The organism is Rhizobium sp. BK275, assembly GCF_014193555.1.
GTDB lineage: Bacteria > Pseudomonadota > Alphaproteobacteria > Rhizobiales > Rhizobiaceae > Rhizobium.
This window is the reverse complement of record NZ_JACHZL010000011.1, coordinates 155291-177217: the sequence shown is the minus strand read 5'-3', so window position 1 is coordinate 177217 and position 21927 is coordinate 155291. Positions and strand designations below refer to the sequence as shown.

Sequence of the window (21927 nt, the reverse complement as noted above, 5' to 3'; positions counted from 1 at the left end):
AATCGATGCGCTGCGAAGGCAACCGCCTGCAACAAGATCAGACCCACGACAAATCCCTCTGCCAATAGGCTAAACTTAAACCGGACAGCAGTGGGCTTGTCCCGAGGATCTGCCGCGCCATCAGTAGATCCTCGGGACAAGCCCGAGGATGACGGAAGCGTTGGAGCAAGCGCGCCGCACGAAAAACGCACGGCGCACCCCTCACCTTACTTCAACAGCGCCTGCGCCTCTTCAATGCCCAGAGCCGCGGGCTGCGTGCAGGTCGTCGTCAGATCGACGAAACGGCCTTCCGCACCCGACTTCAGGATCGAGGTCATGATGTCGACGCCGTGCAGCGTGCGGTCGAGCGAGCAGCGCGCATCGCGGCCCTCGATCAGCGCCATGGCCATGTCGGCAAGGCCGGCCGTGCGGTAATTGGCGCGCGGGCCGTTCGGGCTTTCCTGGTTGAACTTGCCGAAGGGGTGATCCCAGGCTTCCAAGGCCTTGATCTCCTTGTCGCGGCCGCTGGCCTCGACGACACCGCCGAAGAAATTCGGGTCCGGCACGTAGAGCGATCCATCCGTGCCGTAGAGCTCCATGTTGGCATGGCGGTGCGACCAGACATCCCAGCTTGCCGTCAGCGTGATGGTGGCGCCGGAAACGAATTCGAGCAGCGCCTGGATCGTCGTCGGCGTCTTGACCGGAATGGTCTCGCCGCTGCGTGGCTGGCTGGTGATGGTGCGGGTTTCCGACGCCATCGAGGTCATGCCGACAACACGCTTCACCGGCCCGATCAGGTTGATCAGGTTGGCGATGTAATACGGCCCCATGTCGAGGATCGGGCCGCCGCCCGGCAGGAAGAAGAAGTCCGGGTTCGGGTGCCACATTTCCATGCCCGGCCCCATGACATAGCAGGCGCCCGACGTGATGCGACCGATGCCACCGTCATCGACGAACTTGCGGGCGAGCTGATGCGCGCCGCCGAGGAAGGTATCGGGCGCGCAGCCGACGGAAAGCCCCTTCTCCTTGGCGATGCGGCGAAGCTCCTCGCCCTGCTCCAGTGAGAGCACGAGAGGCTTTTCCGAATAGACATGCTTGCCGGCTTCGAGCGCTGCCTTCGACACCGGATAATGCGCATCCGGGATCGTCAGGTTGACGACGACGTCGATCTCGTCATTGGCGAGAAGCTCTTCGATCGTCTGCGCGACAACGCCATATTCCTCGGCGCGAAGCTTTGCGGCCTGCACGTTGATATCGGCGCAGGCCAGCACCTTCAGCCCCTTGAAGAGCGGTGCGAGCGAAAAGTAAGTGGTGGAGATATTGCCGCATCCGATGATGCCGACGCCAAGTTCCCTAGTCATGGTCTGCCTCAGTAGGTCTTGAAGGAAGCGATCGAGCGCGTGATGTTGCGGTCGATATCATTGGGATTGTCGTGCTCGACGACGAAATGCTTGGCCTTGGTCTTCGCCTTGACGACCGGAAGCAGCTTCGCCCAGCCGATCGTGCCATGGCCGACATCGGCCCAGCCGCCTTCATCAGCGGCTTCGCCAGCCGGCGCAATGTCCTTGACGTGCACGGCGCTGATGCGGTCCCCAAGCTTCTCGACCCAGGCATAGGGGTCAGCACCGCCGCGAACGACCCAGGCGATATCCGCTTCCCAGGTGATGCCGGGCGCGCCTTCGAAAATACGCTCGATCGGCAGCGAGCCGTCCGAAAGCTTCACGAATTCGAAGTCGTGATTGTGCCAGCCGAATTCATAGCCCGCATCCTTGTAGGGCTTGCTCATTTCCTGCAGGCGCTTGCCGAAGGCGAGCCAGCCGGCTGCATCCGTCGGGCGCTGGTCGGGCATCAGATGCGGCGCGTAGATGGAATCCATCCCGAGGACCTTGGCGATCTGCAGCGACTTCTCGACGTTGCCGTCGAGGAAATCGGGGCTGAAATGGCCGGTCGCCATCACGAGGCCGTTCTTGTCGAGATCGGCGCGCAGGCTCTTCAGGCCGGCTTCGTCGAGTTCGGCATAGATGCCGCCGAAACCTTCGACTTCGCCATAGCCGGCCTTGCCGAGCTTTTCGAAGATCGCCGACAGCGGCGGGAAATTGCGGGCGCTATAGAGCTGATAGCTGAGCTTGGTCATGTCATCCTCCTCGGGCCTCGTGCCCGTTCTCACGTAAGATCAATCTGCCGACTGGCAGGAATGCAGGTCGTAGAAGCGGAATTCCGGCAGCTTGCCCTTTTCGAGCGGCTTGGCCGGGGTGAAGGTGATGCGGCGGCTTTCGCCTGACGCAAGGTCGAAGGCGTTGTCGGAATATTTGCCATCGGTGTCCGTCTCGATCATCACGAAGAGCGCCAGCCCCTTCGCGGTGACGTTGATATCGACGGAGCCGTTCGCTTCGACGAATTCATGGGTGACCGTCAAACCTGCAGGCTCCAGTTCCAGCGCCTTGTAGGTGCCGTTGACATAGTGCCCCTCGCCGCCCATGCCGTTCGACGCGGTGAAGTGCCAAGCAAGCAGCGTGCCCTCGGGGATCTCGGACATGTCGAGCGTCGCCGCTGTGCAGGCCGCATCCGGCGCGCACATGGCCTGCGCATTTTTCAGATGCTTGCGCTCGCCCTTCATTGTCAGGATGGAGATCGCAAGATCGACGCTGACATCGGCAAGCGTGTCATTGACCAGCGAGAAGCGGATCGACTTGCCGTCGTCGGACGGAATGGCGGCAACCGCCACCGGCTGGAAGAAGCGCTTGACGAGATAGTGCATCGCCTTCCAGCGACCGCCGTAATCGAGGCTCGACCATGAGGCGACCGGCCAGGTGTCGTTGAGCTGCCAGTAGATCGTGCCCATGCAATGGGGTTTCAGCGAACGCCAATATTCCACCGCCGTCTTGATCGCCAAACCCTGCTGGATCTGGGAGAGATAGACGAAATTCGGGAAATCCTTCGGGAAGCGGAAGTAGCGGAACATCGTGCCGGCAATGCGCTCATTGCCGCCGGCATTCTTCTGATGCAGCTCCATGACGGGCGACGCGACATTCATGTCCTTGGCGTCGGCATAGGTCTTGATGACAGGCAGCGACGTATAGGACTGGAAGCCGAATTCCGAGCAGAAACGCGGCCTGACCGAGCGGTAATTGTCGAACGACTTGTTCTCGTGCCAGACCGACCAGTAGTGCATGTCGCCGGAACCATCGGCATGCCAGGCATCGCCGAAATCGAGATAACCGGAAGCCGGGCTCGACGGCCACCAGAGAGCGCCCGGCATCGCCTTCTTCACAGACTGTTCGATCGTACGATTCAGCCGGTCATAGGAAACGAGATAGCGGTCACGATCCCTACGGGACTCCTCGAACCAGGTCAGCGCGCCGACGAGCTCGTTGTCACCGCACCAGAGCGCGATCGAGGCATGCGAGGAGAGCCGGCGGACCTGATAATCCACCTCGACAGCGACATTTTCGAGGAAATCCTCGGTCGAAGGATAGAGGTTGCAGGCGAACATGAAGTCCTGCCAGACCATCAGGCCGAGCCGGTCGCAGATGTCGTAGAACCAGTCCTGCTCGTAGAAGCCGCCACCCCAGACGCGGATCATGTTCATGTTGGCGGCCTTGGCCGACTGCAGCAGATCCTCTATCTTTTCCTCTGACGACAACGAGAAGAGCGCATCCGCCGGGATCCAGTTGGCGCCGCGGCAGAAGATTTCGCGGCCGTTGACCTTGAAGGCAAAACGGCTGCCGGCGGCGTCAGGCGTGGTGATGAGTTCGATGGTTCTGAGGCCGATCTGCTTCGTCACACTGTCAGACGGCAGTTCGACGGTCAGCTTATAGAGCACCTGCTCGCCACTGCCCGAAGGCCACCAAAGGCGCGGATTGTCGATCTGGAAGACATAATTGACGTTCGTCTCGCCGACGTTGACGCCGACATCGAGCCGTACACGCTCGCCGTGGAGATCGAAATGCAGTTCGGCGATGCCGGGGTCTTTGGCATAGAGCGTCGCCGTGACCTGCAGTTCCACCGAACCATCGGCATTATGGGTCTGACGCGTCAGCACATGCTCGATGCGCGCCGTCTCCAGCTTCTTCAGCGCGATCGTGCCGTAAAGGCCGAGCGGCGCAATGGCGATATTCCAGTCCCAGCCGAAATGGCACTGCGGCTTGCGCAGCATGTTGCCGTCAGGGATCGGCGAGTTACCCGTGCTGTAGGGAATGTAGAATGGCTGCTGCTTCTGCCGTTCAGCGCCGACAGCGACGTTGGAGGCAAAGACGATGCGTATGGAATTGTCTCCCGCCTTCAGCATGCTCGAAACATCCGGACGGTAGCGGCGGAAGCTGTTATCGGCTTCGAGCGCCAGGAAGCCATTGACGTAGACGCTTGCGACCGTGTCGAGATAGTCGATGTCGAGGTACCAGTCGCCCTCGGCATCAGGAAGCGTGAAGCTGCGCTCCACCGTCCATTCGCGACGCGCCACCCATTGCACCACTTCCTCGTTGCGCCCGAAATACGGATCGGGAATGAGATTGGCCCGGTGCAGCGCCGTATGCACGTCGCCGGGAAGCGTGATCCCACATTTCGCTTCGCCGTCGCCGGAAGAGAGCTGCCAGGAGCCGGACAGGTCGATGGAGGTCGTGGACTGGGTCATTGCGTGATCTCGATCTTGGACGAGGGACGGCGCCCCCTTGATGATTGAGCCGGAACAGAGGATGTTCCCGCCGGTGCCGGGCGAAGCCCCCGCACCCTGCCTCTCCCCGTGAGCCGGGAAAAGGCCAGGGGGAAAGGGCTGTCTTTCATTCTGCGTTGCCGCCGGGCCGGGCAGCGCTGGCGGACTCAGGCGAAGGTACCACCACCCTCGCCTTCATCTGCCTGGGGTCAAGGTCTCAGATACGGTTTTCCGTCGCCGCGTCGAAAAGTGAAGCGACCGACATGTCGAAATTCAGCTTCACCTTGGCCCCGACATTAAAGCGACGCGCGCCGTTGACGCGGACGGACATCGTGTGGCCGGCATGTTTCAGCCAGAGCAGATTATCCGCCCCCATGGGTTCTTCGATATCGACGGTGGCATCATGTTCTTCGCCACCCGTATTCTCGTTGACCTTGATGTGCTCGGGGCGAACGCCGAGCACCACCTTACGGCCGGGCTGCAGCGTTTCACCGGCGTCGTAGCCGGCAAGCGAGAAGTTGACGCCGTTGGCGGTAAAGGCCATCCCGTCGCCCGTGCTGACCAGTTCGCCACGCAGGAAATTCATCGACGGCGAGCCGATGAAGCCGGCGACGAAGAGGTTGCGCGGCCGGTTGTAGATCGTCGTCGGATCGTCGAGCTGCTGGATGATGCCGCTCTTCATGATGGCGATGCGGTCGGCGAGCGTCAGTGCCTCGATCTGGTCGTGCGTGACGTAGATCATCGTGTTCTGTAGCGACTGGTGCAGGCGCTTGATCTCGACGCGCAATTCCGAGCGCAGCTTGGCATCGAGGTTCGACAGCGGCTCGTCGAAGAGGAAGACGTCGACGTCGCGCACCAGCGCACGGCCGATCGCCACACGCTGGCGCTGCCCGCCGGAAAGCTCCGCCGGCTTGCGCTTCAGGAGCGGCTGGATCTGCAGGATCTCGGCCGCGCGCGCCACGCGCTTGTCGATCTCGGCCTGCGGCACCTTGGCAACGCGCAGACCGAAGGAGAGGTTCTTTTCGACACTCATCTGCGGGTAAAGCGCATAGGATTGAAAGACCATGCCGATGCCGCGGTCCTTCGGCTCTTCCCAGGTGACGTTCTTGCCCTTGATGAAGATCTGCCCTTCCGAGGCGTCGAGCAGGCCGGCAATGCAATTCAGCAAAGTCGACTTGCCGCAGCCGGACGAGCCGAGCAGCACCAGGAATTCGCCATCGTTGATGTCGAGGTTCAGGTCCTTGAGCACGCTGACCGAGCCGAAATTCAGCGACAGATCCCTGATGGAGACGCTGGAGTTGGAGACACTTGAATTCATGTTCATGGGATCAACCCTTCACTGCGCCGGCGGCGATGCCACGGACGAAAAGCCGCCCTGAGACGAAATAGACGATCAGCGGCACGAGACCGGTGAGGATCGTTGCCGCCATGTTGACGTTGTATTCCTTCACGCCCTGGACGGAATTGACGATGTTGTTGAGCTGCACGGTCATCGGATAGGTATCCGGCCGGGTGAAGACCACGCCGAACAGGAAGTCGTTCCAGATGCCGGTGACCTGCAGGATCATCGCGACGACGAAGATCGGCAGCGACATAGGCAGCATGATCTTCAGGAAGATCTGCCAGAAGCCTGCCCCATCGACACGCGCCGCCTTGAACAGCTCCTCCGGCAGCGACACGAAATAGTTGCGGAACAGCAGCGTCAGGATCGGCATGCCGAAGATCGAATGCACGATGACGAGGCCGGTGAGCGACCCGTAGAGGCCGATCTCGCGCAGGATGATGACGATCGGATAGATCATCACCTGATAGGGAATGAACGCCCCGATGATGAGTATCGAGAAGAAAAGCTCGGATCCCTTGAAGCGCCAGTTTGCAAGCGCATAGCCGTTCACGGAGGCGATGGCGATCGAGATGACGACCGACGGCACCGTGATGCGCACCGAGTTCCAGAAACCGCGCGACAGACCATCGCAGTTGAGCCCGGTACAGGCCTCCGCCCAGGCCTTTACCCAGGGTTCGAAGGTGATCTCCATCGGCGGCGAGAAGATGTTGCCGAGACGGATTTCCGGCATACCCTTCAGCGAGGTCACGACCATCACGTAGAGCGGCAGCAGATAGTAGAGCGCCGCGACGGCCAGCGTGCCGTAGAGCATGATATTGCGCGACGACAGCACCGGGCGCGGCTTGGCGCCGCTCGGGCCTTCGCCGAGCCTCGGCGCAACGGCGTCGATACCGGCGGCAACGGTGTTGAGAGTTCCTGTATTAGCCACGCTTGCGCCCTCCTCCGAATTCCAAATAGGCCCACGGGACGATAATGATCGCGACAGTGACCAGCATCATCGTCGAGGCGGCAAAGCCCTGTCCCAGGTTCTGCGCCTGGAACATGTAGTCGTAGACGTATTTCGCCGGAACTTCCGATGATATGCCTGGACCGCCGGATGTCTGCGCGACGACGAGGTCGTAGACCTTGACGATGCCAGAGGCGATGATGACGATCGTCGTGATGAAGACCGGCCGCATCATAGGAATGACGATGAAGAGATAGGTCTTCCACATCGGGATGCCGTCGACGCGTGCCGCTTTCCAGATGTCCTCGTCGATCCCGCGCAGGCCCGCAAGCATCAGGCACATCACGAGACCGGTTCCCTGCCACAGCGCCGCGATCAGAATGCCGTAGATGACGATTTCAGGCGTATAGAGCGGGTTAAAGGTGAAGCTCGTCCAACCCAGCGAACGCACAACCGACTGAACGCCGAAGTCGGGGTTCAGAATCCACTGCCAAACGAGGCCCGTCACGATGAAGGACAGCGCGAATGGGTAGAGGAAGATCGTGCGGAAGGTATTTTCGAAACGGATCTTCTGGTCCATCAGCGCAGCAAGCAGGAAACCGATGACCAGGCTGAAGATCAGCGAGAGAATGCCGTAGAGAGCCAGATTCTCGATCGCCGTCACCCAGCGGGGCGCCGCCCAGAGACGGTGATACTGGTCAAAGCCGACGAAGCTCAGTCGCGGAAGGAGCTTCGAATTGGTGAAGGAATAAAAGACGGTCCAGAATGTGCCGCCGACAAAAATCACCAGCGCTGTCAGGATCATCGGTATGGATGCAATCTTGGCATTCAGATTGCGCAGTAACTTGATTGGCCGGCCTGCTTGCGCTTGCCCCGTCATGAACACTTCTCCTCAAATCGCAACTGCGACCTGCGACAGACCGGCATGAGGCCGTCTGCCACCCTGCCCCCCCCGGATTTGCCGGGGATGTCGGAGAGACGCCGCCATCCGGACATTCGTCCGGAACGATCCGGCTCTTACGGAGCCGGATCGCAAAGGCAGCGAATCTATCGATCAGTCAGCCGAAGCGATGATCTGGGCAAAACGCTTCTGAGCGTCTTCCGGCGTCATCGACGGGTTGGCGAAAAATTCGGAGAAGAGGTCTTCCTTCTGCTTCTGGCTGTCGGCCGAAAGCAGCTGGTCGGTGCCTTCGATCACGTTGCCCTTCGCCAGGATATCGAGACCCTTCTTCATGCAATCGTTGGCGGCGGCGAGATCGACGTCGCCACGAACCGGCAGAGAGCCCTTTTTCAGGTTGAACGCAACCTGGGTCTTGGGATCGAGCAGGGTCTTGGCGAGCACGGCCTGAGCCTTCGACTTTTCCTCGTCTTTCAGCAGCGGGAAATAGAAGGCGTCGCCGCCGGTCGAGATAATCTCGTTCACGCCGAGGCCAGGCAGGCAGGTGTAGTCGGTGCCAGCCTTCTGGCCGGCAAGCGCGAATTCGCCTTGCGCCCAGTCACCCATGATCTGACCGCCGGCCTTGCCCGTGATGACGAGGTTGGTGGCCTGGTTCCAATCCTGAACGTTGCTGCCCTTCGACATGCGGCGAGCGTCGTCGGCAGCCTTGAAGACCTTGGCGATCTCAGGGCCGGCAGCAGCTTCCGCATCCTTGTCCTTGAACACCTTGTTGAACGTATCCTTGCCGGCGATCGCGACCATCAGCACGTCGAAGGCGCCCGCAGCCTGCCACGGCTGACCGCCGACGGCGAGCGGAATGATACCGGCTTTTTCCAGAGCCGGACCAGCAGCGACGAACTCGTCCCAGTTCTTCGGAACGGCTACGCCGGCCTTCGTGAAGGCCGCATTCGACAGCCACAGCCACTGCCAGGAATGGATGTTGACGGGAGCGCAGTAGATCTTGCCGTCGATCGTGCAGGAATCGAGCAGGCTCGACGGACGAATGATGTCCTTCCAGTGCTCGGCGGTCGCCACATCGGTCAAGTCGCGCATCAAGCCGGCCTGAACCAGCTCCTCGGCCTGGCGGCCGTGGTTGAACTGGGTGGCGCCCATCGGGTCGCCGCCGGTGATGCGGCTGATCATGATCGGACGTGCAGTACCGCCGGAACCGGCGATAGCGCCGTCTACCCAGTGGTTGCCGGTGGCGTCGAATGCTTTTGCAAGCTCGGCGACAGCCGCGGATTCACCGCCCGACGTCCACCAATGCGTGACTTCGAGATCGGTCGCATTTGCGGCACCAAACGGAATGGCCACGGAAGCGGCAAGCACGGCCGCCATCATACGGATTTTCATGAGTTCTCCTCCCTCACTGAAACGTTGCCGGAAAAACTTAGAACAATCGATTTATCCGCGCAACCGCCTGCTCGCAAAATTTTCTGCGAGAGACGCCAATACAGCCTATGAGGGCAGTTGCCGATCCCATCTTTGCTCGATGCGAAAAGCGTAAGCAAACGATATCGCAGTTGCGGCATGAAATTAAATCTCTGATTTTATTATTTAATTTTTGATTAATCTGATAATTTCAGTCTTTCCCTATTTCGCAGGCGCAAAAAATCGTGGGATCAACAGGCGATTCAACCAGAGAGGAACACTCTGCAATGTTGATCGGAAAAAGGGCTCGACATTTCTACTGTATCGTTACAGATTGTCTCGCTCAGGGAGGAGAGCTTTTTGAGCGGCGGCATACTTACAGTGCGCCAAAAAGCCTCTATAAGGCGAAGCAAATCGCGCGAGGCGGGCCTAGAGGGATGGAAAACAACGGAAATTTCGGCGGAGCGGCATCGAGTCCCGTTCAGCGCGAGCGCCCGACACTGAAGACGATCGCCTTCATGACGGGCCTCGGCGTGACGACCGTGTCGCGGGCGCTGAAAGATGCACCGGATATCGGCGCTGAAACGAAGGAACGGGTGCGCATGGTCGCCCGCCAGCTCGGCTATCAGCCGAATAGGGCCGGCGTGCGCCTGAGAACCGGCAAGACCAACGTCATTGCGCTGGTGCTCAGCATCGACGAGGAGATCATGGGCTTTTCCAGCCAGATGGTCTTCGGCATTTCCGAGGTGCTGACCGGCACGCCCTACCATATCGTCGTCACCCCGCATTCGCACAGCAAGGACCCCATGCTGCCGGTGCGCTATATCCTGGAAACCGGCTCTGCCGACGGTGTCATCATCTCGCGCGTCGAGCCTGACGATCCGCGCGTACGCCTGCTCGCAGAAAGCGGCATGCCCTTCACCACCCACGGCCGCACCGATGGCGGCCTCGTGCATCCCTACCACGACTTCGACAACGAGGCTTACGCCCATCAGGCCGTGCAGAAGCTCGTCCAGCGCAGCCGCAAGCGCATCGCCCTGCTCCAGCCGCCGAGCAAGCTCACCTATTACACCCACACCCGCATCGGCTTTCAGACCGGTCTGCACGACTACGGCGCCGAGGAAGTGCCGCTGCGCGTCAATATCGATGCCCCGCTCGCCGAAATCCGTGACGCCGTGGAGCAGCTGATGCGCTCGCCGGGCGCGCCCGATGGCATCGTCTCATCCGCCGGCAGCGCCACCATCGCCGTCAACGCCGGCATCGAAGCCGCCGGCAAGCGCCTCGGCCACGACGTCGACCTCGTCTCCAAACAATCCGCCCCGATCCTCAACTGGATCCGCCCGGAGATCATCACCGCCTACGAAGACGTCCGCCACGCCGGCCGCGAGATGGCGAAACAGGTGATTGCGCGGATCGATGGCGTGGATGCGGAGCTGCTGCAGTCCATCAGCAAGCCGGAATGGCCGGACGGGCGGTAAGGTGATCCAGACACAAACCCGCTGAACCACCCGCCACGCCATATAAGCAATCTTCTTCGATGTCGGCGAACATTCGTCGATGAAACCCGCCAGTGGTTCTCCCGGACCGACTGGCTCACTGTCCCGCGCCTGATTTTCGCCGCACGCCGTGGCGCAGTGATCACCCCGCGCCATTCATCGGTAAGACGCCGAAAAATCCGTCTCCAGCAGCCCCATCATTACGTAGTCATGCCACACACCGTTCACGAAAGCGGCCTCCCGCTCCCTGCCTTCGATCACGAAGCCGCATTTCTCGTAGGCCCGGATCGCCCGTGTATTGTACGCAAGCACCCTTATCCCGATCCGATGCAGCCCCAACTCATCGAAAGCATGATGCAGGAGGAGACGAATAGCCTCGCTCCCGAGCCCTTTTCCCAGCAACTGCGGATCGTAGATGCCGATCGCCATGGAGGCGCGGCGATCGATAGCATCGAGCCTGTCCAGCCGGATTACGCCGATCAGCCGCCCCTGAAATTCGATGATCCAGGCATGCGGATGAACGATGTGGCCCTGGATCCACTGAACAGCACCCTCTCTCGTGAGAGGCGTCACATCATTACGGCCAATGCCGAACATCTCGACGATCTCGGCCGGGTTGCCGAGAGACAGCCGGGCATCCACATCGTCAAAAGACGCCGGCCGCAGCACGATTGTCTCCCCCTTCAAACGCACCATAACCGCAACCAAGATCCGTATTGTTTCGCATCAGGCAGTTTAAAGCCTATCGCAACGACCGCAACTGGCGCATGGCCCACAGGCAACACAACCTACTTGCAGTCGCGATCGATCTGAACGAGGCACATAGTGACGGGATCGCCGGCCCTCACCCCGCCTGATTGAAAACCGCCTCGATACGATACCCATCTGGATCGATCACAAACGCAGCAAAATAGTTCGGCCCATAATGCTGCCTCAAGCCTGGACCGCCATTATCGACACCACCATGCGCAAGCGCCGCCGCATGAAATTCGATCACCGACTGCCGATCCGGTGCCGCAAAGGCGAGATGAAAGCCCGCACCCGGTGCAGCCTGCCCCGCCTCGACCGATTTGATCGCCAGCTTGTCGCCGCCGCCGGGCACGCCGTAGCCGACAGCCTGCTCCTCCTCGCCGGGGCGAATATCCTCCCAGACTCTGATATAGCCGAGCGCGCCGAGGGCGGCGTCGTAGAACCTGGCCGAATGTTCGATATCAACCACGCCGAAAGATGCATGATGAAGCATGTCGCAGACTTCCCCGTTGTAATCAGCCGTATGACGGCAGAATAACAAAAGCCCGGCGCAACGGCCGGGCTCTTCAACTCTATTCCCACAGACCTCAGAAGGTCGAGGCACCGCTGCCCCAGGGGCCGTGGTGGAAGTCCTTGCCGTCGAGGCGGTCGAAGCCGTGGGCGCCGAAGAAGTCGCGCTGCGCCTGGATGAGGTTGGCAGTGCCGCGGCCCTGGCGGTAGGCGTCGAAATAGCTGAGCGCCGAGGCAAGCGCCGGAACCGGCAGGCCGGCAGCGAGTGCGGCGGTCACGACGCGGCGCAGCGCCGGGATCGATTCCTTGACCATGCCGGAGAAGGCCGGCGTGACGATGAGGTTCGCCGCATCGGGCACATCGGTGAAGGCCTTGGTGATCTCGTCGAGGAACTGCGAGCGGATGATGCAGCCGGCGCGCCAGATACGGGCGATGGTTGGCATCGGCAGCGACCAGTTGAACTCCTTGGAAGCTTCTGCCATGACGGCAAAGCCCTGCGCATAGGCGCCGATCTTGCCGGCAAAGAGCGCCAGTTCCAGATCCTTGTTGAATTCAGGGCCGTAGGCGATCGGGAAGGCAGCACCGAGATCGCCAAAGATCTTTTCGGCGGCGACGCGCTGCTCCTTCATCGACGACAGGCTGCGGGCGGCGACGGCGGCTTCGATGCCGGTTGCGGGAATGCCCATGTTCTGCGCTTCGATTGCAGACCACTTGCCGGTGCCCTTCTGACCAGCTTTGTCGAGGATCATGTCGACCATCGGCGTCTTGGAAATCGGGTCCGTAGCGGCCAGAACCTTTTCGGAGATTTCGATCAGGTAGGAGTTCAGGCGGCCCTTGTTCCACTCGCCGAAGATGCCGGAGATTTCCGAAGCGCTCTTGCCGAGGCCGTCGCGCAGGATGCCGTAGATTTCGGCGATCATCTGCATGTCGGCATATTCGATACCGTTATGGATCGTCTTGACGAAGTGACCGGCGCCGTCATTGCCGAGCCAGGCGACGCACGGGTCGCCATTATACTTTGCGGCAATCGAGGTCAGAACCTTCTCGACCCGCTTCCAGGAATCCTCCGTGCCGCCGACCATGATCGACGGGCCATGACGGGCACCTTCCTCACCACCCGAAACGCCCATGCCGATGAAGGTCAGGCCGGTGTCCTTGAGGCGGTCGAAGCGGGCAACCGTGTCGCGGAAGTTGGCGTTGCCGGCATCGATCATGATGTCGTTCTTTTCGAGATGCGGGCGCAGCGCCTCCATCTGTTGGTCCACGGCATCGCCTGCCTTAATCATGATGATGATCGGGCGTGGCGGGCGGATCGCCTCGACGAACTCCTCGATCGTCTTGCAGGGAATGATCTGCTTCTTCAGATCGCCGGCACTCTCGTAGAATTCATCCGTTTTTTCAGGCGTGCGGTTGAAGACTGCAATCTTGTTGCCCTTTTCCGCAATGTTGAGAGCCAGGTTGGAACCCATGACGGCAAGGCCGATCAGTCCGATTTCTGCCTTTTCCACGACAAACCTCCGATGAGTGAAATGGTGCGATGTTGTGGCACTCTCTCGGCCAAACGGCAAGGTCGAAGACCGCGATTCGGCTCGAAAAAAGGCTGTCGGAACAGGCTTTTCGAATGGCCTTGACAGCACCATATGCATGGGTTTGGGAGGCTGAAATGACTGCTGCTGCAGCAAGGCAGAGCGATAACGGGCCGCTGCTCGCAAAGAGAGCGGGGCGCTACCGCGAATATGCGCCCTCGCCTGCCCTTGCGCCGCATTTCCGCTGCCTCTGGTCGCATGAGATTCGAACCGCAGGCCCTGTCGCCATCGTGCCCGATGGTTATTGTGACCTGCTTTTCGCAGACGGCCGCCTCTTCGTTGTCGGACCAGACCGCACCGCCGCCTTCCCGCCGATAGCGCCTGGCATGCGCATTATCGGCGCGCGTTTTGCACCGGGCGCCGGCGCCGTCTGGCTGAAGCTGCCGCTGTCGGAGATCACCGGCCTTTCCATTCCCTTGAGCGATCTCGCGCAGGAAAAGGCTGCCCTCCTCGAACCGCGCCTGTCCGACTGTCTGGATGAGGCTGCCGCCCTCCCTCTCTTCGCCGCCCTGTTGAGTGAACTGGCAAGGGAAGAAGCGGAGCCAGATCCTGAGGCTCGCCTGATCTTTGCCGCTGCAGACCATGGACCGGGCCGTATCGGCGACCTGCAGCAGAGGCTCGATATCGGCGAACGGCAATTGCGCCGCCACGCCCACCACCATTTCGGCTACGGCATCAAGACGCTGGAACGCGTCCGCCGGCTGCAGCGTTTCATGGCCTTGTGCCGCGCAGGCGAGACCCTGTCCCTTGCCGCTCTCGCCCTCGACGCCGGCTTTTCCGATCAGGCTCATATGACCCGAGAGATCGGCGAACTGACGACACTGACGCCATCAGCCATGCTCGCTCAATTGACGACCCGCTGACCGTTTTGTTCAAGACGGCCCGGGCCGGCCTGCTAGTCTGACACAAAGCAAAAGGACAGACCGATGAACACAATGCCCGCCCGCATCGTCCACATCACGATCAAAAGAGACTGGCGCGATGTCTATGATTTCGCCGGCAGGCCGGAGAACATGCCGCTGTGGGCCTCCGGCCTTGCGAGCGGCCTGGAACCCGACGGCGAGGACTGGATCGCCCATGGCCCGCTCGGCATCGTCCGCGTGAGCTTCGTGCCGGCGAACGAATTCGGCGTCATCGACCATACCGTCACCATCGAATCCGGCCTGCGCGTCTATAACGCGCTGCGCATCGTGCCGAATGGCGATGGCTGCGAGGTGATGTTCACGCTTCTGCGCCTGCCGGGCATGACCGACGATCAATTCGCCGCCGATGCCGCTCATGTCCAGAAGGATCTGGCGGCACTCAAATCGCTGATGGAGAAATAAGATGGCCAGCAACGACGCTCAAAATGACCGCCGCATCGACTATGTCGAGTTTAACGTCGCCGATATTGACGCGGCAAAAGCCTTCTACGGCGCGGCCTTCGGCTGGCGCTTCACCGATTATGGGGAGAACTACTGCGAGTTCGACGATGGAAGGCTGAAAGGCGGCTTCACCAATCTCGGCCCTGTGCGTGCCGCAGGCGGCCCGCTCGTCATCCTCTATGCCGAAAAGCTGGAAGATGTGCTGGCAAGCGTCGAAAAGGCCGGCGGCACCATTGCAAAACCGATCACGCCCTTCCCCGGCGGCCGGCGCTTCCATTTTATCGACAAGGACGGCTACGAACTCGCCGTCTGGAGCAAGGACTGAAATCAGGCGTCCGCAGCGCCGAGATTCTGAATGGTGATGAGCGCCCCTATCACCTTCTTCGCTGCGTCGTGGAGCGGCACCATCCGGCAGCGATTGTGCCGCTCATCCCGCGCGTAGGTGTAATCTGCCGGCACGCCGTCGAAGCAGGCGTCGAGCTTTTCCTTCACCTCGTCGGCAAAGCGCTCCTCGCCGATGAACTCGACGATATGGCGGCCGATGAGCTGCATGGCATTCTTGCCGAGATGGGCGCAATTGGCCGGATTGGAATAAAGATAACGATAATCCTTCGTCAGAACCGCCACGCGGTCCGGCAGCGTCTGCAGGATCGCCGCGTTGAGAAACTGGCCGTTATCGGTATCGGGAACATAGGCGGGCGGCGGCCTGAGCTTCATGTCCGGTAGCGGCACGCGCCAGTCCGGCGCATGGGCGCCGAAATAACGGTCGAGCAGATAGGAGAGCACGGCGGCATATTGCGTCACGAAAGCCCCGTCATCGGCATCCTGACCGATGAGGTAGCTTACAAACTGAAGTTGCATGTAGACTTCGATGAGACTGGACGCCCTGCATGCGAGAATCGCCTCGACCAGCGGCTGAATATCGCGGTCGAGCGCCTCCACGCGCCCATCATCCCCTAGCCTTATCGCTTCCTCAATCTGCGCGCAGCGCAAGGAAAAGGCCCTGAACAGCTCAAGCAAGATACCCCCATATCCATTTCCTGAGAAACGCTCCGAAACCGGTCGAGGCCTATGCTTAATGAAAGATTACGCCTTACGGTAGGCACTTTACGCGCCCTAGTAGAGACGCGTAACATGAACCGTACTCAGTTTCAACCGAAGCGGACCTGTCGCTTTTAATCGATTATAAATCAGGAGCAAAATCTTACAGGCAGAATCTTACAGGCTGACAGAACGCTTGATATCCCAACGGTCGTGATACCACAACCATTGGGCCGGATATTCGCGCACCCAGCTCTCCACCTTGTCGTTCATCATCTGGGCCGTAGCGGGAAGATCCAGATTGCCCTTCTCGTCACGCGGCATCTCCATCTTCGGCTCGATCTCCAGGCGATAACGATTGCCGGGAAGACGGATGCAGCGGGCGGGATAGACCTCGCAATTGAACTGCCGCACCAGCTTCGGCAGCAGCGGATTGGTCTTGGTGTCGAGCCCGAAAAATGTCGTCTTCAACCCGCGGCTGAACTTCTGGTCAACCAGCACGCCGACCCCTTGGCCTGCCTCGAGCTGGCGGGCCAGCGCAAAGGAGGAACCGGCATGTGAGGGCACGAGCTTACCCATGCGGCCGCTGCGGAAATCGAAGACCTTCTGCGCGATGTAAGGATTGTTCGGCGGGCGGAAGAGCACGGTCACGCTGAGACCGAAGGCGTTGCCGGCGACCGGCAGCAGCTCGAAATTGCCGGTATGGCCGGTAAAAACGATAAAGGGGCGTGGATTGTCCCGCAGCTCAAGGAAGATCGGAATGCCCGAGACCTCCACCCTGCCCGGCTTGTCGCTCTCGGGATCGAAATCGAAGAGCTGGTCGAGGAAGACATATTCGGCTGCAAGCCGGCCCATATTGCCCCAGCTTTCGAGCGCGATCTCTTCGAGCTCGGCCTCGCTCTTTTCCGGAAAGGCCCGGCGCAGATTGTAGAGCATCAGCTTATGGCGCTTCAGCCGCTTGCCGATCTGGCGGGTCATCCAGTCGGCAAAGCGCATCGCGCCATCGGCCGGAAAAAGCTTCAGGAAATTCAGGAAGCCGAACATCACCTGCGCCACCAGCCATTGCTGGAAACGCCTGAGCGCCAGAACGATCCTGGTGATGAAAAGCTTCACCCGGTCAGTCCATCTTCAGGATGATCTTGCCGAAGATCTGCCGGGATTCCATGCGCTCCAGCGCACGATCGATATCGTCGAAGCCGACTTCCGTGTCGATGACGGGATGAACGAGGCCGCGGCCCATCTTCTGCATGGCGTCGGCCATATTCTCCATGCGGCAGCCGAAGGAGCCGAAGAGCTTCAGCTGCTGCTGGAAGAGCATCATCAGGTTCATCTCGGTCGAGACGCCCGAGGTCGAGCCGCAGGTGACGAGACGGCCGCCGCGCTTCATGCAGAGCATGGAGCCTGCCCAGGTATCCTTGCCCACATGTTCGAAGACGACGTCGACGCCCTTTTTCTTGGTGAGCTTGCGCACCACGCCTTCGAAACGGTCGGTGCGGTAATTGATGACGTGATCGGCGCCGATCGCCCTAGCCTTCTCGATCTTGTCGTCGGAGCCGACGGTGGTAATAACTGTGCAGCCGATCTTCTTGGCAAGCTGGATCGCCGCCGTGCCGATACCGGAGCCGCCGGCATGCACGAGGATTGTTTCACCGGGTTCGAGCTTGGCATTGTCGAACAGCATATGCTCGACCGTGCCGAAGGTGACGGGCGCAAGCGCCGCCCCGATCGCATCGACACCGGGAGGAACCGGAACCAGGAGACGCGCCGGCAGGTTCACCTTCTCCTGCGCAAAACCATCGAGATGGAAGCCGTGCACGCCGGACACATGTTCGCAGAGATTGTCACGGCCTTCGCGGCAGGGACGGCAGAGGCCGCAGGTGCGCGCGCCATAGATCGACACGAGCTGGCCGGGCAGCACATTGGCAACGCCGGGACCGATCGCTTCGACCATGCCGGAGGCTTCCGCGCCGATGACGAGCGGCATCTTGCGCTTGGCGAAGGCCATGCCGCGCCAGCCCCAGACATCGATATGGTTCAGCGCAACCGCCTTGACGCGCAACGTCACTTCGCCGGCGGCCGGGGCATCCGGTTCCGGCAGGTCGGTGATCTCAAGCTTGCGGTCATCGATCAGTTGCAGCGCGCGCATGATGTATAGTTCTTTCTTCTACGTGGATCGTCGTCATGCTCGGGCTTGTCCCGAGCATTTGCCAGCGGTCATCGAGTGACGCAGGTAGATCCTCGGGACAAGCCCGAGGATGACGTCAAAAACCACTTCGCCCCAAAATCAAGGAGGGTCTCTAAGCCGGTTCGAGCGCCATGACAAGGCTTGCATTCTGTCCGCCGAAGCCGAAAGAGTTGGAAAGCACGGCCGAAACCTGGGCTTCCCGCTTCTTGTTCGGCACGACATCGAGAACGATCGACGGGTCCGGATTGTTGTAGTTGATCGTCGGCGGCAGCGTGCCGGTCAGCATCGTCTGCAGCGAGAAGACCGCCTCGACCGCACCGGCTGCCGTCAGCGTATGACCGATCATCGACTTGTTGGACGAGACGGGAATGCCGACCAGCTTCTCGCCAAAGACGGCAGACATGGCGCCATATTCCATCTTGTCGTTTTCCGGCGTCGAGGTGCCATGGGCGTTGATATAGCCGATATCGTCCTCGCTCATGCCGGCATCGGCGAGCGCTGCGCGGATCGTCGCAATCGCCGGGCCTCCGTCGGGCGAAGAGCGCGTGCGATGGAAGCTGTCGGCCTTGTCGCCGGCGCCCTTCATGATACCGAGAATCTTAGCGCCGCGGGCAACCGCCGATTCCAGCGATTCCAGCACCAGCGTTGCCGCGCCTTCGGCGATGACGAAACCGTCGCGATCCTTGCTGAAGGGCTTGGAGGCCTTGGTCGGCTGATCGTTCTGGGTCGAGAGGGCAGAGAGCAGCGAGAAGCGGATCAGCGCTTCCGCACTCAGCGAACCATCGGTCGCAACCGTCAGCGCCCGCTCGGTGCGGCCCTGGCGGATCGCCTCGATGCCGAGCTGGATCGCCGTCACACCCGATGCACAGGCCGTCGACAGCGTCACCGGCAGGCCGCGCGTGCCGAAGCGGTCGGACAGACGCTCGGAAATAGCCCCGAAGAGCGCCGCCTCATGAAAGGCCGGATCGGGGCGCTGGCGCATGGCGGCAAGGAACCGCTCATAGGCATCGCCCGGATGGTCGGCCGCCGGCGAGCGGTCGGCAAGCTCGAAACGAGCGCTCCATTCCGGCTCGATCGGCGGGGCCGCGAGGAACAGCGGGCCATTGAAATCGCCGGACAGACCAGCGTCGGCGAGCGCTTCGATCGTCGTCTCGCGTGCAAAGGCATAGGAGCGCTCGACGGCGTTCGGCACGGGAATGTCGATGAAATCGACCGTACCGGCAATGCGCGTCGAAAGTCCGTCCGTGGGGAAGCGGGTGATCTCGTGAATGCCCGATGTGCCGGACGAAAGAGCCGACCAATTATCCCTAAGGCCCTGGCCGAGCGAGGTGATGATGCCCATGCCGGTGACCGCAACGATCGGACGGCCGAGATGATCCCTATAAGCGGACGCTGTCATTTCAGTCACTCCTCACGCTTCTGCGGAAAGAACGGCGACGCCTTCGCCGCGCTGATGCCCAACGGTTGTGACGACGGCGGCTTTCGTGCCGGCCTTCATCGGTGCTTCATGCGCAGCATCGAAAGGCGGAACCTTGGCCTTGGCATCGATGGCGAGCGCTGCGAGCGCGAGGCCGAGCGTGAACTGCGCCTCGAGCGTGTGACCGGAAACGCCACCGAAACCGCGGATCGCAGCCCCCGGAAGCTGATGCTCCAGAACCGTCTTTTCGCGGGCGGCAATCTCATGCATGCCGGTCGAGCCGGAGAAGATCGCCGTGCTGTCGGCCGGCAGGTCCGCGGCGGGCTTCAGGAGCTGCTCCATGCGCACTTCGAAATTGCCCGCAGCGCGATTGCCGCGATCGCCTTCGACTGCGGCAATCGTCGCATAGATATGCGCGCCGCGCCCTTCGGCGTGCTTGCGCGATTCCAGCACCAGAAAGGCACCGGCAGAACCGGGGATGATGCCGCCGCCCTCAAGGCCGGATCTCGACCAGAGCGGCGCCCATTGGCCGCGCGTATTGGCGCCGATCGCTTCCGTCAGCAGGATCATGTCCTGCCGCTCCGCGGCAAAGGCGCCACCCACGAGCGCATGGGTGGATTCACCCGACTTGATGCGCCAGAAAGCCGTTTCGACGGCCGAAATGCCCGATGCTTCCTCACCCATGAAGGTACGCGAGGAACCGGTGACCTTATGAACGATGGAGATATTGCCGGCAAGCAGGTTGGAAAGCTGGGCTAGGAAAAGCGTCGGGCGCAGCTCCGTCGTCAGCTTTTCGTTCAGCAGCAGCTCGCGGTCGTTGCGCTTCAGGCCCTCGTCGACGATCAGCGTATCGACATTGATGTCGCGCTCGCCGCCGCCGGCCGCCACGATCATGTCCATCGTACCACAGGCTTCGAGATCGTCCTTGAAACCGGCGTCGTCGAGCGCAAGGCCGGCGGTGAAGACGCCGATGCGCTGCCAGTTTTCCATCTGGCGCTGATCGCCGCGCTTGGCGATCTGCTGCGACCAGTCGATCTCGGGAAGCGGATGAACCGGATAGGGCTTGAACTTCTCGGTCTCGACGACCGGATCGGGTGCGCGGTCAGCGGTTAGCAGCGCGATATGCGCATCCTTGCCGACACCCTGACAGGTCACGATGCCGATGCCGGTGATGACGACGTCATTGGCGGCCTTGCTCATTATTTACTCCCCTGGGCGTTGGCCCCCTGCGCAGCGATGGCGGCCATCAGGCCCACCTCTTCAGCACGTTTTCTAACGATATCGCCGAGCGGAATCTCGCTGAAATTCATGGTGCGCAGTTTCAGCTGCGCATCGCAGACCTTCTTGCCGCCGCTGGTGATCTTTGCCTTGGTGACGGCAAAACCGGAGCCGTCATGTTCGAGGAAAGCCTCGATGTCGAGTACCGCTTCCGGCTCGACGAAAGTGCGCATCTTGGCGCCATCGACCGACATCAGGAAGGGCATGGATGTAAAATCGGTGGCGGCCAGCACCAGCATGCCGGATGCCTGCGCCATGGTTTCGATGAGAAGCACGCCGGGAACGAGCGGCATGCCCGGGAAATGCCCCTCGAAAACGGGGCTCTTGGCCGGCACGACCGAGCGCGCATTAAGCGTGCGCTTCTCAAGGTCCACCGCCTCGACATGGTCAATCATCTGGAAATATTCCAGCAGCATCAGTCTTCTCCGGCGCGACGGACAAAAGCCCGTCGGAAGGCCTACTTAGGAACAAAATCGCCCGGCCGCCATATCAACAGCGGCAGGGCGTGAAAAAAACACGATGACGTTGCTTCAAGCCTTGGCGGCGCGCAACTCGTCGATCTTGGCACAGAGGTTCTTCAGCACGAAATATTCCTCGGTGGAAACCTTGCCCTCGTTGACTTCCTGCGTCCACTTTTCGAGCGGAATCTTGATGCCGAATTCCTTGTCGATGGCGAAAACGATATCGAGGAAGTCGAGGCTGTCGATACCGAGGTCGTCGATCGTGTGGCTTTCCGGCGTGATCGTTGCGCGGTCGATCTCGCTGGTTTCAGCAATGATGTCGGCAACTTTATCGAATGTAGCGGTCACTCGCTCTACCTCTTGGAAATGAAGATTCTCCTCCTCATAGGCAAATCCATTTCAAAAGCCAATGCTTTCGTCCCGGTTGCAAGCCAATTTGGCGGAAAGGTGTTGCCTAAACAGCAATGGAACGGCGCCTTTTGGCCTGCGACAGATAGGCATCGAAGCGCTAGGCGATCACCCGGCTAAAAGCTTTTTCGCCTTCCGCAATCACGAAAACGCCCATCTCGACGCTGAGACGATGCTGATCCTGGGCTGCAATGTGCCCTGCCGC

Annotated in this window: 21 protein-coding genes; 4 read left to right on the top strand and 17 right to left on the bottom strand. The window is 60.8% G+C overall.

Annotated elements, in window-relative coordinates; genetic code table 11:
- Window positions 1-206: 206 nt before the first annotated feature.
- The 7 genes from FHT82_RS28825 to FHT82_RS28795 form a co-directional block, all read right to left on the bottom strand.
- Window positions 207-1340, bottom strand: a complete 1134-nt coding sequence (locus tag FHT82_RS28825) for a Gfo/Idh/MocA family oxidoreductase (RefSeq protein WP_183736129.1) — start codon at window positions 1338-1340, stop codon at window positions 207-209.
- An 8-nt stretch (window positions 1341-1348) separates the two neighbouring features.
- The gene (locus tag FHT82_RS28820) at window positions 1349-2113 is read right to left on the bottom strand and encodes a sugar phosphate isomerase/epimerase (protein ID WP_183736128.1); all 765 of its coding nucleotides are present in this window, start codon (window positions 2111-2113) and stop codon (window positions 1349-1351) included.
- Window positions 2114-2152: 39 nt separating this feature from the next.
- Entirely contained in the window at window positions 2153-4609 is a 2457-nt protein-coding gene (locus FHT82_RS28815) for a glycoside hydrolase family 2 protein (RefSeq protein WP_183736127.1), read from the bottom strand.
- A 235-nt stretch (window positions 4610-4844) separates the two neighbouring features.
- Entirely contained in the window at window positions 4845-5951 is a 1107-nt protein-coding gene (locus FHT82_RS28810; protein ID WP_183736126.1) for an ABC transporter ATP-binding protein, read from the bottom strand.
- Between the two features lie 4 nt (window positions 5952-5955).
- A complete protein-coding gene (locus tag FHT82_RS28805) occupies window positions 5956-6900 on the bottom strand; it encodes a carbohydrate ABC transporter permease (protein WP_183736125.1) in 945 nt (314 codons plus the stop codon).
- Window positions 6893-7798 (bottom strand): sugar ABC transporter permease, encoded by a 906-nt coding sequence (locus FHT82_RS28800; RefSeq protein WP_183736124.1) that lies wholly within the window; start codon window positions 7796-7798, stop codon window positions 6893-6895. The genes FHT82_RS28805 and FHT82_RS28800 overlap by 8 nt, the downstream gene beginning before the upstream one ends.
- A gap of 174 nt (window positions 7799-7972) precedes the next feature.
- On the bottom strand, window positions 7973-9208 hold the full coding sequence (locus FHT82_RS28795; RefSeq protein ID WP_183736123.1) for an ABC transporter substrate-binding protein: 1236 nt from the start codon (window positions 9206-9208) through the stop codon (window positions 7973-7975).
- 455 nt (window positions 9209-9663) lie between these two features.
- On the opposite strand from FHT82_RS28795, the gene FHT82_RS28790 reads away from it, so the two are divergent.
- Window positions 9664-10704 (top strand): LacI family transcriptional regulator, encoded by a 1041-nt coding sequence (locus tag FHT82_RS28790; protein ID WP_183736122.1) that lies wholly within the window; start codon window positions 9664-9666, stop codon window positions 10702-10704.
- A gap of 174 nt (window positions 10705-10878) precedes the next feature.
- On the opposite strand, the gene FHT82_RS28785 is transcribed toward FHT82_RS28790, so the two are convergent.
- From FHT82_RS28785 to gndA, 3 genes are all read right to left on the bottom strand, one after another.
- Entirely contained in the window at window positions 10879-11418 is a 540-nt protein-coding gene (locus FHT82_RS28785; RefSeq protein WP_183736121.1) for a GNAT family protein, read from the bottom strand.
- Between the two features lie 148 nt (window positions 11419-11566).
- Window positions 11567-11965 (bottom strand): VOC family protein, encoded by a 399-nt coding sequence (locus FHT82_RS28780; RefSeq protein ID WP_183736120.1) that lies wholly within the window; start codon window positions 11963-11965, stop codon window positions 11567-11569.
- Between the two features lie 94 nt (window positions 11966-12059).
- The gene (gene gndA / locus FHT82_RS28775) at window positions 12060-13490 is read right to left on the bottom strand and encodes an NADP-dependent phosphogluconate dehydrogenase (RefSeq protein ID WP_183736119.1); all 1431 of its coding nucleotides are present in this window, start codon (window positions 13488-13490) and stop codon (window positions 12060-12062) included.
- Window positions 13491-13645: 155 nt separating this feature from the next.
- Here gndA and FHT82_RS28770 point away from each other — a divergent pair, with 155 nt between their 5' ends.
- The 3 genes from FHT82_RS28770 (at window position 13646) to FHT82_RS28760 (ending at window position 15257) form a co-directional block, all read left to right on the top strand.
- Window positions 13646-14431, top strand: a complete 786-nt coding sequence (locus FHT82_RS28770; protein ID WP_183736118.1) for a DUF6597 domain-containing transcriptional factor — start codon at window positions 13646-13648, stop codon at window positions 14429-14431.
- A gap of 63 nt (window positions 14432-14494) precedes the next feature.
- On the top strand, window positions 14495-14893 hold the full coding sequence (locus tag FHT82_RS28765) for an SRPBCC family protein (RefSeq protein ID WP_183736117.1): 399 nt from the start codon (window positions 14495-14497) through the stop codon (window positions 14891-14893).
- Window position 14894: 1 nt separating this feature from the next.
- Window positions 14895-15257, top strand: a complete 363-nt coding sequence (locus FHT82_RS28760) for a VOC family protein (RefSeq protein WP_183736116.1) — start codon at window positions 14895-14897, stop codon at window positions 15255-15257.
- A 2-nt stretch (window positions 15258-15259) separates the two neighbouring features.
- Here the strand turns inward: FHT82_RS28760 and FHT82_RS28755 are convergent, their stop codons facing one another.
- The 7 genes from FHT82_RS28755 to FHT82_RS28725 all read right to left on the bottom strand — a co-directional run bounded on the left by FHT82_RS28755 (window position 15260) and on the right by FHT82_RS28725 (window position 21662).
- Complete coding sequence (locus FHT82_RS28755; RefSeq protein ID WP_183736115.1) at window positions 15260-15952, bottom strand: PAS domain-containing protein; 693 nt, start codon at window positions 15950-15952, stop codon at window positions 15260-15262.
- A 198-nt stretch (window positions 15953-16150) separates the two neighbouring features.
- The gene (locus FHT82_RS28750) at window positions 16151-17086 is read right to left on the bottom strand and encodes a lipid A biosynthesis lauroyl acyltransferase (RefSeq protein WP_183736114.1); all 936 of its coding nucleotides are present in this window, start codon (window positions 17084-17086) and stop codon (window positions 16151-16153) included.
- Between the two features lie 4 nt (window positions 17087-17090).
- Complete coding sequence (locus FHT82_RS28745; RefSeq protein ID WP_183736113.1) at window positions 17091-18119, bottom strand: zinc-binding dehydrogenase; 1029 nt, start codon at window positions 18117-18119, stop codon at window positions 17091-17093.
- A 151-nt stretch (window positions 18120-18270) separates the two neighbouring features.
- Window positions 18271-19557, bottom strand: coding sequence for a beta-ketoacyl-ACP synthase (locus FHT82_RS28740; protein WP_183736112.1), 1287 nt, complete (start codon window positions 19555-19557; stop codon window positions 18271-18273).
- Window positions 19558-19569: 12 nt separating this feature from the next.
- Window positions 19570-20775: a beta-ketoacyl-ACP synthase gene (locus FHT82_RS28735; protein ID WP_183736111.1), complete on the bottom strand. Its 1206-nt coding sequence runs from the start codon at window positions 20773-20775 to the stop codon at window positions 19570-19572.
- The gene (locus tag FHT82_RS28730; RefSeq protein WP_183736110.1) at window positions 20775-21269 is read right to left on the bottom strand and encodes a 3-hydroxyacyl-ACP dehydratase FabZ family protein; all 495 of its coding nucleotides are present in this window, start codon (window positions 21267-21269) and stop codon (window positions 20775-20777) included. Before FHT82_RS28730 ends, FHT82_RS28735 begins: the two co-directional genes overlap by 1 nt.
- A 114-nt stretch (window positions 21270-21383) precedes the next feature.
- The gene (locus tag FHT82_RS28725; RefSeq protein ID WP_007814022.1) at window positions 21384-21662 is read right to left on the bottom strand and encodes an acyl carrier protein; all 279 of its coding nucleotides are present in this window, start codon (window positions 21660-21662) and stop codon (window positions 21384-21386) included.
- Window positions 21663-21927: the final 265 nt, after the last annotated feature.

What these genes read in the sequence shown, in the direction of transcription:
- FHT82_RS28770 (WP_183736118.1), top strand. Translation starts at nt 13,646, where the DNA reads ATGACTGCTGCTGCAGCAAGGCAGAGCGATAACGGGCCGCTGCTCGCA.
- FHT82_RS28730 (WP_183736110.1), bottom strand. Translation starts at nt 21,269, where the DNA reads ATGCTGCTGGAATATTTCCAGATGATTGACCATGTCGAGGCGGTGGAC.
- FHT82_RS28765 (WP_183736117.1), top strand. Translation starts at nt 14,495, where the DNA reads ATGAACACAATGCCCGCCCGCATCGTCCACATCACGATCAAAAGAGAC.
- FHT82_RS28740 (WP_183736112.1), bottom strand. Translation starts at nt 19,557, where the DNA reads ATGACAGCGTCCGCTTATAGGGATCATCTCGGCCGTCCGATCGTTGCG.
- FHT82_RS28735 (WP_183736111.1), bottom strand. Translation starts at nt 20,775, where the DNA reads ATGAGCAAGGCCGCCAATGACGTCGTCATCACCGGCATCGGCATCGTG.
- FHT82_RS28825 (WP_183736129.1), bottom strand. Translation starts at nt 1,340, where the DNA reads ATGACTAGGGAACTTGGCGTCGGCATCATCGGATGCGGCAATATCTCC.
- FHT82_RS28820 (WP_183736128.1), bottom strand. Translation starts at nt 2,113, where the DNA reads ATGACCAAGCTCAGCTATCAGCTCTATAGCGCCCGCAATTTCCCGCCG.
- FHT82_RS28785 (WP_183736121.1), bottom strand. Translation starts at nt 11,418, where the DNA reads ATGGTGCGTTTGAAGGGGGAGACAATCGTGCTGCGGCCGGCGTCTTTT.
- FHT82_RS28800 (WP_183736124.1), bottom strand. Translation starts at nt 7,798, where the DNA reads ATGACGGGGCAAGCGCAAGCAGGCCGGCCAATCAAGTTACTGCGCAAT.
- FHT82_RS28745 (WP_183736113.1), bottom strand. Translation starts at nt 18,119, where the DNA reads ATGCGCGCGCTGCAACTGATCGATGACCGCAAGCTTGAGATCACCGAC.
- FHT82_RS28815 (WP_183736127.1), bottom strand. Translation starts at nt 4,609, where the DNA reads ATGACCCAGTCCACGACCTCCATCGACCTGTCCGGCTCCTGGCAGCTC.
- FHT82_RS28790 (WP_183736122.1), top strand. Translation starts at nt 9,664, where the DNA reads ATGGAAAACAACGGAAATTTCGGCGGAGCGGCATCGAGTCCCGTTCAG.
- FHT82_RS28760 (WP_183736116.1), top strand. Translation starts at nt 14,895, where the DNA reads ATGGCCAGCAACGACGCTCAAAATGACCGCCGCATCGACTATGTCGAG.
- FHT82_RS28795 (WP_183736123.1), bottom strand. Translation starts at nt 9,208, where the DNA reads ATGAAAATCCGTATGATGGCGGCCGTGCTTGCCGCTTCCGTGGCCATT.
- FHT82_RS28780 (WP_183736120.1), bottom strand. Translation starts at nt 11,965, where the DNA reads ATGCTTCATCATGCATCTTTCGGCGTGGTTGATATCGAACATTCGGCC.
- FHT82_RS28810 (WP_183736126.1), bottom strand. Translation starts at nt 5,951, where the DNA reads ATGAACATGAATTCAAGTGTCTCCAACTCCAGCGTCTCCATCAGGGAT.